10 protein-coding genes are annotated in these 11,374 nt (G+C 58.6%); all 10 read left to right on the top strand.

All coding sequences use genetic code 11. The features are described 5' to 3' along the window. The first annotated feature begins 30 nt into the window (after positions 1-30). Entirely contained in the window at positions 31-1,350 is a 1,320-nt protein-coding gene (rlmD, locus tag GWQ31_RS13320; protein WP_275909552.1) for a 23S rRNA (uracil(1939)-C(5))-methyltransferase RlmD, read from the top strand. 173 nt (positions 1,351-1,523) lie between these two features. Then, complete coding sequence (gene relA / locus GWQ31_RS13315) at positions 1,524-3,734, top strand: GTP diphosphokinase (protein WP_021139204.1); 2,211 nt, start codon at positions 1,524-1,526, stop codon at positions 3,732-3,734. A gap of 95 nt (positions 3,735-3,829) precedes the next feature. After that, positions 3,830-4,627 carry a nucleoside triphosphate pyrophosphohydrolase gene (gene mazG, locus GWQ31_RS13310; RefSeq protein ID WP_265462554.1) on the top strand — a complete coding sequence of 266 codons (798 nt, stop codon included), beginning with the start codon at positions 3,830-3,832 and terminating at the stop codon, positions 4,625-4,627. 141 nt (positions 4,628-4,768) lie between these two features. Continuing rightward, positions 4,769-6,406, top strand: a complete 1,638-nt coding sequence (gene pyrG, locus GWQ31_RS13305) for a CTP synthase (glutamine hydrolyzing) (RefSeq protein ID WP_005318871.1) — start codon at positions 4,769-4,771, stop codon at positions 6,404-6,406. Between the two features lie 89 nt (positions 6,407-6,495). After that, complete coding sequence (eno, locus tag GWQ31_RS13300; RefSeq protein WP_005318874.1) at positions 6,496-7,797, top strand: phosphopyruvate hydratase; 1,302 nt, start codon at positions 6,496-6,498, stop codon at positions 7,795-7,797. A gap of 179 nt (positions 7,798-7,976) precedes the next feature. Further along, positions 7,977-8,294, top strand: coding sequence for a cell division protein FtsB (ftsB, locus tag GWQ31_RS13295; protein WP_005318876.1), 318 nt, complete (start codon positions 7,977-7,979; stop codon positions 8,292-8,294). After that, on the top strand, positions 8,287-8,976 hold the full coding sequence (gene ispD / locus GWQ31_RS13290; protein ID WP_275909551.1) for a 2-C-methyl-D-erythritol 4-phosphate cytidylyltransferase: 690 nt from the start codon (positions 8,287-8,289) through the stop codon (positions 8,974-8,976). The genes ftsB and ispD overlap by 8 nt, the downstream gene beginning before the upstream one ends. 133 nt (positions 8,977-9,109) lie before the next feature. Continuing rightward, on the top strand, positions 9,110-9,586 hold the full coding sequence (ispF, locus tag GWQ31_RS13285) for a 2-C-methyl-D-erythritol 2,4-cyclodiphosphate synthase (RefSeq protein ID WP_275909550.1): 477 nt from the start codon (positions 9,110-9,112) through the stop codon (positions 9,584-9,586). Beyond that, positions 9,586-10,644, top strand: coding sequence for a tRNA pseudouridine(13) synthase TruD (gene truD / locus GWQ31_RS13280; protein WP_275909549.1), 1,059 nt, complete (start codon positions 9,586-9,588; stop codon positions 10,642-10,644). The genes ispF and truD overlap by 1 nt, the downstream gene beginning before the upstream one ends. Next, complete coding sequence (gene surE, locus GWQ31_RS13275) at positions 10,625-11,371, top strand: 5'/3'-nucleotidase SurE (RefSeq protein ID WP_005318886.1); 747 nt, start codon at positions 10,625-10,627, stop codon at positions 11,369-11,371. Before truD ends, surE begins: the two co-directional genes overlap by 20 nt. Positions 11,372-11,374: the final 3 nt, after the last annotated feature.

Here is an 11,374-nt window from a genome sequence, read left to right as displayed (position 1 = left end):
TGACATAGCCACCTATAGGCACCAAGTTTTATGGCCCAGTTTTTCAAGCCCCAAAAGAAATCCACCCAGCCCCAACGTATTGAATTTACGGTAGACAGTCTGGATCACCACTGCGTCGGTATCGGCCGTCATCAGGGCAAGGCGATCTTCATCGAAGGGGCTCTGCCCGGCGAGCAGGTCAAGGTCCGCATCCTCGACGACAAGAAGCAGTATGCTCACGCCGCCTTGCAACAGGTAGTGACCCCGGCGGCGAACCGTATCGCCCCCTTCTGCAACCACTACCGCGAGTGCGGCGGCTGCAATGCCCAGCACCTCGGCGAAGCGGATCAGCAGGCCGCCAAAGAGGCCGGGCTGATCAGCCTGTTCGAACGACTGGGGCAGATCAAGGCACCAGTGCTGGAGCCAGTGCTGACAGGGGAGTCCCGCGCCTACCGCCGGGTCTGCCGGCTGGCCATCAAGTTTGACAAGAATGGCCGCTGCACCCGGGTCGGTTTTCGTCGCCGTCAGTCCAACGATCTGGTGGAGATTGAGGGTTGCCCCGTGCTGGCCGAGCCGCTCTCTGCCCTCATAGTGCCGCTGCGCGAATGCCTCAATCGCCTCAAGAGCCAGCGTGCGCTGGGCCATGCGGAGCTTATCCAGGCCGAGCCGGGGATCATGATGCTGCTGCGCCACACCGGTCGTCCCAACGAGGCGGATCGCGCCCTGTTGGTGACGTTTGCGGAGTCGCAGGGAATAGACCTTTACCTGCAGGCCGCTGATGAACGCATCGAGCCACTGCACCAAGTATTCCAGCCATCCTACTCACTGGATGGCCTGTCTCTTGCATTCGCTCCCGGTGACTTCATTCAGGTCAATGGCCCCATCAACCAGAGCATGGTGGCTCAGGCGCTGGCGTGGCTTGGTGCGAGCAAGGATGACAAGGTACTGGATCTGTTCTGCGGCATCGGCAACTTCACTCTGCCACTGGCCCGTCAGGCCCGTGAAGTGGTGGGAGTGGAAGGGGATCTGGCCATGGTGGCCCGCGCCGAGGAGAACGCCCGTCGCAACGGTATCGACAACGTCCGTTTCTACAAGGCGGACTTGAGCGGCGACATAGTCGGCATGTCCTGGGCGCGGGAAGGGTTCGATCTGGTGCTGCTGGATCCGGCCCGCCCCGGTGCGCTGGAGGTGATGGGTCACGTCGTGAAACTTTCACCCAAGCGAGTGGTCTACGTTTCCTGTAACCCGGTCACCCTGGCCCGTGACAGTCAGGTGCTGGTGAAAGGGGGCTACCGACTGGTGCGCCTGGGGATGCTCGACATGTTCCCGCACACGGGGCATCTCGAGTCAATGGCGCTGTTTGAGCAGTAATGATTGAGGTAATCTAGACCCTCGTAAATCGGCAGGGCCTGTTGGAGAACTCTATTGTCTTTATTGACAATATGCCTTGAAAAGTTCTCCAGATATCCCCATTTGAGGCAGTCTCATCAGGTGAGGGGGAGGAAGCGGCAGCTTTCGGCCCAATAATTTAAAGGATTGATACCATGGTTGCGGTTCGCGATATTCATTTGAAAGACAACTTCACCCTGGAAGAGTGGGTCAGCTCGCTCAACCTGAGTGACAGTGACAAGGATCAACTGCGAACCGTCTATCAGTACTGTTTGACGCTCGGTGACGAGGCGATCACCAACCGTTTGCTGGTGCGTGGTGTCGAGATGGCGGGCATTCTACTGATGCTCAGCATGGATCTCGGCACTCTCAAGGCCGCCATCATCTACCCCTTCGTCGAAGCCGGCCTCATCAGCCAGGAGCGGATGGACGAAGACTTCGGCCCCAAGATCGCCAAGCTGGTTGAAGGGGTGCTGGAGATGGAGGCCATCCGCTCCCTGCAGACTCTGCACCGCAGCGAAACCTCACCGGAGCAGGTCGACAATGTGCGACGCATGTTGCTCGCCATGGTCGAGGATGTGCGCGCCGTTGTCATCAAGCTGGCGGAGCGGATCGCCTGCCTGCGGGAAGCCAAGAAGGCAGATGAAGAGACCCGGGTGCTGATGGCCCAGGAGATCACCAACATCTATGCGCCGCTCGCCAACCGGCTTGGCATTGGTCAGCTCAAATGGGAGCTGGAAGATCTCGCCTTCCGTTACCTGCACCCGGACACTTACAAGCAGATCGCCAAGCAGCTCGATGAAAAGAGGCTCGACCGTGAGCGCTACATTCGCGAGTTTGTGCAGTCCCTGCGCGACGGGCTCAAAGAGGCCGGAGTGGAGGCGGAAGTCTATGGCCGCCCGAAACACATCTACAGCATCTGGCGCAAGATGCAGAAGAAGCACCTCGAGTTCAACGAGCTGTTTGACGTGCGTGCCGTGCGGGTGGTGACCAAGCGGCTGCAGGATTGCTATGCGGCACTCGGTATCGTTCATACCCATTTCCACCATATTCCCCGCGAGTTTGACGACTATGTCGCCAACCCCAAACCCAATGGTTATCAGTCCATCCACACTGTCGTGGTGGGGCCAGAGGGCAAGACGGTGGAGATCCAGATCCGTACCGACCAGATGCATCAGGATGCCGAGCTCGGCGTTGCCGCGCATTGGCGTTACAAGGAAGGGGCGCAGGCTGCCAACAAAGCCAACAACTTTGAAGACAAGATCGAGTGGCTGCGCAAGCTGCTCGCCTGGCAGGAGGATCTCTCCGAGAGCGGATCCCTGCTCGAAGATCTGCGCAGTCAGGTATTCGAGGACAGGGTCTATGTGTTCACCCCAAAAGGGGATGTCATCGACCTGCCGGCGGGCGCCACCCCACTCGATTTTGCCTATCACGTCCACAGCATGATCGGCCACCGCTGCATCGGTGCCAAGATTGACGGCCGCATAGTGCCGTTCACCTATGCACTGCAGACCGGCGATCAGGTGGAGGTGATCACCCAGAAGGAGCCGAACCCGAGCCGCGACTGGATGAACCCCAACTCCGGCTTCCTGCGCTCCAGCCGGGCACGAGCCAAGGTGGCCACCTGGTTCAGGAAACTGGACAAGGACAAGAACATAGCCGCCGGCAAGGAACTGTTGGAAAAAGAGCTGGACAGACACAACCTGACCCTCTCCAAGGTCGACAAGGTGGTGCTGGAGCGTTTCCACGCCGAAGAGCTGGAAGACCTGCTGGCCGGCATTGGCAGCGGTGACATTCGCATCAACCAGCTGCTCAACTACCTGGACACTCGTTACAACAAGCCGACGGCGGAGGAAGAAGATCGCCGGGTGCTGGAAAAACTGGAGCAGAAGGCCAATACCCCGTTCAGGCCCAAGCCCAAGGATCACATAGTGGTGGAAGGGGTCGGCAATCTGATGACCCACATAGCCCGTTGCTGCCAGCCCATTCCGGGCGACACCATACAGGGGTTCATCACCATGGGGCGCGGGGTCTCCATCCACAGGGATGATTGCGAGCAGCTCAAGGAGCTCTCCCGCCGCAACCCGGAGCGGTTGATCGATGCGGTGTGGGGAGAGAACTACTCAGGTGGCTATGGCCTTACCATCCGTATCCTCTCCAATGATCGCTCTGGTCTGCTGCGGGACATCACCACAGTGCTGGCCAATGAGAAGATCAACGTGATGGGGGTGCGTTCGCGCTCCAACGTGCGCGAGCAGACTGCCGAGATCGACATGGAGCTGGAGATCTACAACATCAACGCCTTCAACCGGGCCTTGGCCAAGTTGAGCCAGCTCAATGACGTGATCAGCGCCAAGCGCCTCTGATGGTGACCCGCCCGCAGCCGTGACCGACCGCAAGGTCGGTCACTGTTTTTCTCCTGATCACGCCCCTGCAACCACGAATGGAAAGCTAACATCCGATGTCCCAACGTTACGATCTGCCCCAACTGCTCGATATCATGTCTCGTTTGCGTGACCCGCAAGGAGGTTGCCCCTGGGATCTCAAGCAGAGCTTCCAGACCATAGTGCCGCACACCCTGGAAGAGGCCTATGAGGTTGCCGATGCCATCGAAACCCGCGATTGGCAGGGGTTGAAGGGGGAGCTAGGCGATCTGCTGTTCCAAGTGGTCTTCTACGCCCAGCTGGGCAAGGAGCAGGGGCTGTTCGATTTCGCCGATATCGTCGATACCGTGAGCGAGAAGCTCATTCGCCGTCATCCCCATGTGTTTTCCGATGCGGATCTTGGCGATGAGCAGGCGGTCAAGGTGAACTGGGAGGCGGAAAAAGCCAAAGAGCGGGCGGCACTCGATAAAGAGAGCGTGCTGGATGACATACCGCTCTTGCTGCCGGCTCTGACTCGCGCCGCCAAGATCCAGAAGCGCTGCGCCACCGTCGGTTTTGACTGGAAAACCCTGGGGCCTGTGGTGGACAAGATCCACGAAGAGATCGACGAAGTGATGGAAGAGGCGCTGATGGTCGACGTGGACGAGGCGCGGGTGAGCGATGAGCTTGGCGATCTCTTGTTTGCCACCGTCAATCTGGTGCGTCACTTGGGCAAGGATCCGGAGCAGGTGCTGCGGGGCGCCAACGCCAAGTTCGAGCGTCGCTTTCGGCAGGTTGAGCAATTTATCGCTGCGGAAGGCTTGAAAATGACCGATTGTTCGCTCGAAAAGCTGGACTCCGCCTGGGACAAGGCCAAGGAAACCGAACAAAGTTGATTTGGCGCAAGACGATGGCGCTGTGAGCCTGATAGATTTTTGTTCATTGTTTGGGAGTGGGGGTTTTGGTATACTGTTTCCCCGTCCTGCTTCATCCCCGAAGCACCCCTTAAAATTCCCTAAACTTCTTTCAGGTTCAGCATGACGACAAAATATATTTTTGTAACTGGTGGCGTTGTTTCATCCCTCGGCAAAGGCATTGCCGCAGCTTCTCTGGCAGCCATTCTGGAAGCCCGTGGTCTGGATGTGACCATCATGAAACTGGACCCCTATATCAACGTGGATCCGGGCACGATGAGCCCGACCCAGCACGGTGAAGTGTTCGTAACCGAGGACGGGGCCGAGACTGATCTGGATCTGGGCCACTACGAGCGTTTCATCCGCACCAAGATGACTCGCCGCAACAACTTTACCACTGGCCGCATCTACGCCGACGTGCTGCGTAAAGAGCGCCGTGGCGACTATCTGGGCGCCACTATTCAGGTTATCCCGCACATCACCAACGCCATCAAGGAGCGGGTGATTGCCGGTGCCGAAGGCCATCAGGTTGCCATCGTCGAAGTGGGCGGTACCGTGGGTGACATCGAGTCCCTGCCGTTCCTCGAAGCCATTCGTCAGCTTGCGGCTGAAGTGGGCCGCAACAGCGCCATGTTCATGCACCTGACCCTGGTTCCTTACCTGGCTGCTGCCGGTGAACTGAAGACCAAGCCGACCCAGCACTCCGTGAAAGAGTTGCTCTCCATCGGTATTCAGCCGGATGTGCTGATCTGCCGTTCCGATCGCACCATTCCGGCCAACGAGCGTGCCAAGATCGGTCTGTTCTGCAACGTGCCAGAGCGCGCCGTCATCTCCATGAAAGACGTCGACTCCATCTACAAGATCCCGGCACTGCTCAAGTCCCAGAATCTGGACTCCTACTTCACCGAGCGTTTCGGTCTGGAGTGCAAGGAGGCCGACTTGTCCGAGTGGGAACAGGTTGTCTTCGAAGAGGCCAACTCGACTGCGGAAGTGACCATCGGCATGGTCGGCAAGTATGTTTCTTTGCCGGATGCCTACAAGTCTGTCAACGAGGCGCTCAAGCACGGTGGCCTGAAGACCCGTCTCTCCGTCACCATCAAGTACATCGACTCTCAAGACATCGAGACCCGTGGCTTCGAGCTGCTGGAAGGCCTGGATGCGATCCTGGTACCGGGTGGTTTCGGTGAGCGTGGTGTGGAAGGCAAGATCCTGGCTGCCCAGTATGCCCGTGAGAACAAGATCCCTTATCTGGGTATCTGCCTCGGCATGCAGGTTGCCATGATCGAATTCGCGCGCAATGTCGCTGGCATGACAGGGGCTCACTCCTCTGAATTCAAGAAAGATTGTGCTTATCCGGTTGTCGGTCTCATCACTGAGTGGGTAGATGACGAAGGCAACGTCGAGACCCGTACCGAGAAGTCCGATCTGGGTGGCACCATGCGTCTGGGCTCCCAGCTCTGCCACCTGGTCGAGGATTCCAAGGTGCGTCAGATGTACGGCAGCCCGACCATTTACGAGCGCCACCGTCACCGTTACGAAGTGAACAACAAGCTGCTGCCGCAGATTGAAGCGGCAGGTCTGAAAGTGACCGGTCTCTCCGCCGACAAGAAACTGGTGGAAATTATCGAGATCCCGGATCACCCCTGGTTTGTGGCGGCGCAGTTCCACCCGGAGTTCACCTCAACTCCCCGTGATGGCCACGCCCTGTTTGCCGGCTTTGTGAAGGCGGCAGGCGAGTATCAGAAGCGTAATCTGAAGTAATTGAAAATAAATGCGGTTGAGGCTCTGTGCCACAGCCGCTTTTTTTGGCATATTTTTGTTGTTTTTTTACGAAACCTGAGGAAATACACATGTCCAAGATCGTTAAAGTGATCGGTCGTGAAATCATCGACTCCCGTGGTAACCCGACCGTTGAGGCCGAAGTTCACCTGGAAGGTGGTTTTGTTGGTATGGCAGCCGCTCCGTCTGGCGCGTCTACCGGTTCCCGCGAAGCGCTGGAACTGCGTGACGGCGACAAGAGCCGTTTCCTGGGTAAAGGCGTGCTGAAAGCCCTCGAAGCCGTAAACGGCCCGATCGCTCAAGCTCTGCTGGGTAAAGATGCCAAGGACCAGGCTGCTATCGACCAGATCATGATCGACCTCGACGGCACCGAGAACAAATCCAAGTTTGGCGCTAACGCCATCCTGGCTGTTTCCCTGGCCAACGCCAAGGCCGCTGCTGCTGCCAAAGGCATGCCGCTGTATGCTCACATCGCCGAGCTGAACGGCACTGCGGGTGTTTACTCCATGCCGCTGCCGATGATGAACATCATCAATGGTGGTGAGCACGCCGACAACAACGTCGACATCCAGGAGTTCATGATCCAGCCGGTTGGCGCCAAGACCCTGAAAGAAGCCGTTCGCATGGGTGCTGAAGTGTTCCACAACCTGGCCAAAGTGCTGAAGTCCAAGGGCTACAACACTGCTGTTGGTGACGAAGGTGGTTTCGCTCCCAACCTGAAATCCAACGCCGAAGCGCTGGAAGTGATCGCAGAAGCCGTTGCTGCTGCTGGCTATGTACTGGGTAAAGACATCACTCTGGCCATGGACTGCGCTGCTTCCGAGTTCTACGACGCCGAGAAGAAAGAGTACAACCTGAAAGGCGAAGGTCGTATCTTCACCTCCAACGAGTTCTCTGACTACCTGGCTGACCTGACCACCAAGTTCCCGATTGTCTCCATCGAAGATGGCCTGGACGAATCTGACTGGGACGGTTTCGCTTACCAGACCAAAGAGCTGGGCAAAAAGATCCAGATCGTGGGTGACGACCTGTTCGTAACCAACACCAAGATCCTGAAGCGCGGCATCGACAACGGCATCGCCAACTCCATCCTGATCAAGTTCAACCAGATCGGTTCCCTGACCGAAACTCTGGCTGCCATCAAGATGGCCAAAGACGCTGGTTACACTGCCGTCATCTCCCACCGTTCCGGTGAGACCGAAGACGCGACCATCGCCGACCTGGCTGTGGGTACCGCTGCTGGCCAGATCAAGACCGGTTCCATGAGCCGTTCTGACCGTGTTGCCAAGTACAACCAGCTGATCCGTATCGAAGAAGCTCTGGGTGCCAAAGCTCCTTTCAACGGTCTGAAAGAAGTGAAAGGCCAGGCTTAATTCCAGCCCGCCCTTAATCTGCTCAAAGCCCCGCCAATCTGGCGGGGCTTTTTCGTATCCAGCTCAGCCGCTTGCGGTTTCTGCATTTTTTATTCCGGCCCAACCCATACGGGGCACAGGCTTCCTTTTGTCTTGCCTGCGAATATGGGAAACTAGGCCGCTTGAAGGAGACTCAGTGCATGCGGCTACTCACTCTTATCCTGCTCTTCCTGTTGGGAGGGCTTCAATACGACCTCTGGCTGGGGAAGAATGGCCTGTCCGATTATCACGAATTGTCTGATGCCATCTCCCGGCAGCAGCAGGATAATCTGGTACTCAAGGATCGTAATAACCTGATTTATCGCGAGATTGATGATTTAACCTCGGGCCTTGAGGCCATCGAGGAGTTGTCGCGCAACGATCTTGGCTACATCAAGCAGGGCGAGACCTTCTACCGGATTATCCCCAAGGATAAAGACCAGGAGACGGCGCCGGACGATGAGCCCTACGATGACTGATGTGAAAATCACTGGCGTGATCGCTATCGTTCCGGCCGCTGGCATCGGCAGCCGGATGGGGGCCGATTGTCCCAAGCAGTACCTGCACCTGGCGGGCAAGACCATTCTCGAACATACCCTGGAGCGGCTGCTCTCTCACCCGGCGATAGCGCAGGTGATAGTGGCGCTGGCGCCTCATGATCGCTGGTTCGAAACCCTGCCCGTGGCGGCCGACTCGCGTATCCTGCGGGTAGAGGGGGGCGCCGAGCGCGCCTTTTCCGTTCTCAATGCGCTGCATGTGGCAGAGGGTGACTGGGTACTGGTTCACGATGCCGCCCGTCCCTGTCTGACCCATGGCGATCTCGATGCCCTGATCGCCGCCGCCATCTCGTGTGGGGGCGCCATTCTTGGCAGCCGGGTGCGCGATACCATGAAGCGCTCTGATGCTGCAGGCAACATCATTGGTACCGTCGATCGCGAGCAGCTCTGGCATGCGCTGACGCCGCAGATGTTCCCTGCTCGCACCCTGAAGCGAGCGCTGGAGGAGGGGCTGTTACTGGGGGCCACCATCACTGACGAGGCCTCTGCCATGGAGCGTGCCGGTTTCACGGTGCGGATGGTGGAAGGGCGCGCTGACAATATCAAGGTAACCCGGCCTGAGGATCTCTCTCTGGCTGGGCTGTTTTTAAGCCAGCAGACATAAGCCGTTGTTGCGGCGGATGTGTCCACTGGCGATGAAAGTGACTTAAAGGAGCAGGCATGATCCGGATTGGACGTGGTTTTGACGTGCACAAAATTGACGAGGTAGGTCCCTGTATGTTGAGAGGACGCCAAGCATGATGCGAATTGGTCATGGTTTTGATGTACACAAGTTTGGTGGCGTGGGGCCTTGCATGCTGGGCGGGGTTGCGGTTCCGTACGAGCAAGGACTGCTTGCTCACTCCGACGGTGATGTGGTGCTGCACGCTGTGAGCGATGCCTTGCTGGGCGCCATCGGCGCCGGTGACATAGGCCGCCACTTTCCAGATACCGCTGCGCAATTCAAGGGGATCGACAGTCGGATCCTGCTGCGGGACGTTTTTGCCCGGGTAAAAACCGCGGGCTATGCCATCGGCAATCTGGATGTGACCATCATAGCCCAGACCCCCAAGATGGCGCCCCATATCGACGCCATGTGCGCCGTGCTGGCCGCCGACCTGCAATGTGATTTGAACCGGGTGAATGTCAAGGCGACTACCACAGAACAACTCGGCTTTACGGGGCGCAAGGAAGGGATCGCCACCGAAGCCGTCGTCTTACTGGTGAAACAATAATGTTGGAACAGCTCAGTTATTTGCATGGTATGCCTGCCGCCAAGGGCATTCTCAAGGCCGAGGCCAGCGATTTTGTGGTGGTTGAGGATCTGGGCTTCGAGCCTTGTGGTGAAGGTGAGCACATCTTCGTCCGGGTGCGCAAAACCGGCGAGAACACTGCCTGGGTTGCGGGCCTGCTGGCCGATGCAGCCGGGGTTAACCGCAATGCGGTGACGTGGGCTGGCCTCAAAGATCGCCACGCTGTGACCGAGCAGTGGTTCGGTATCCACTTGCCGGGCAAAGCCGAGCCGGACTTGTCGGTGGTCGAGAGCGACAGCATCCAGATTCTGCAAGCCAGGCGTCACAACCGCAAATTGCGGGTTGGCTACCTCAAGGGCAACCATTTCACCTTGCGCCTCACCGGTCTGGCGCAGGCCGACGGGCTGGAGGCCCGCCTGCAAGCCATCGCCACTCAGGGGGTGCCCAATTACTATGGCGAGCAGCGTTTCGGCCGGGGTGGCAACAACCTGGAAGCGGCCAAGGCGATGTTTGCCGGCAAGCGGATCAAGGATCGCAACAAGCGCTCCCTCTATCTCTCCGCCGCCCGCAGCATGCTGTTCAATGCCATCGTCAGTGCCCGCATCGAGCAGGGGTTGGCCCATCAGCTGTTGGCCGGCGATTGCGTGATGCTCAAAGGCAGCCATTCCATCTTCAGTGAAGAGGTGCTGACCCCTGAGCTGGCTGCACGGCTGGCTTCCGGTGACGTGCAACTGACCGCCCCCCAGTGGGGACGCGGCCGCCTGGCAAGCCAGGGCGCTGCCGCCGAGTTTGAGCAGGCGGTGCTGGCTCCATATGCCGAGTGGTGTGACGGGCTGGAAAAAGCCGGACTGGATCAGGATCGCCGCCCGCTGCTGCTCAAGCCGGAACAGATGAGCTGGCAGCTGGACGGCGAGGTGTTGACCTTGTCCTTCTTCCTGCCTGCCGGCGCCTTTGCGACCAGCGTGGTACGCGAATTAATGCAGGCCGAAGAGGCCGATCATGGTTTCAGGAATCAGTCCGATGCGAATTCTGGTCAGTAATGACGATGGTGTGCATGCCGAGGGCATTCGCGCGCTCAGCGATGCACTGAGGGCGTGTGGCGAGGTCACAGTAGTTGCGCCGGATCGCAACCGCAGCGGCGCGAGTCACTCCCTGACGCTGGAAGTACCGCTACGGGTCTCCCGTATCAGCGAAAACGGTTACTATGCGGTGAAGGGCACCCCGACCGACTGTGTGCATCTGGCGGTCAACGAACTGGTGCGCCCCGAGCCGGACATGGTCGTTGCAGGCATCAATCATGGCGCCAACCTGGGAGATGATGTCATCTACTCAGGCACGGTCGCGGCGGCGACCGAAGGGCGCCATCTCGGTTTCCCCTCCCTTGCTATCTCACTGGTAGGCAGGACCCACTTCGCTACGGCGGCCCATTATGCAGCCCAACTGGTGAGGGGGGTGATGGTGCATCCGCTGCCTGCCGATCAGATCCTCAATGTGAACGTGCCCGACCTGCCCCTTGATCAGGTCAAGGGGATCAAGGTGACACGCCTTGGCAATCGTCATCGGGCGGAGTCGGTGATCTGTACCGAGGATCCCCGTGGTCAGCCGATCTACTGGATTGGCCCCCCCGGCAGCCAGCAAGATGCGGGAGAAGGCACGGATTTCGCCGCCATCGAGCAGGGCTATGTCTCGATCACCCCCCTGACCATCGATATGACTGCATACAGCAGTCTGGCGGGTCTGGGGGCTTGGTTAGACCTGCAGGGATGAAGG

This window comes from Aeromonas sp. 2MA4 (genome assembly GCF_029237305.1).
GTDB classification, from domain to species: Bacteria; Pseudomonadota; Gammaproteobacteria; order Enterobacterales; family Aeromonadaceae; genus Aeromonas; species Aeromonas salmonicida.
This window is presented reverse-complemented; position numbering and strand designations above follow the sequence as displayed.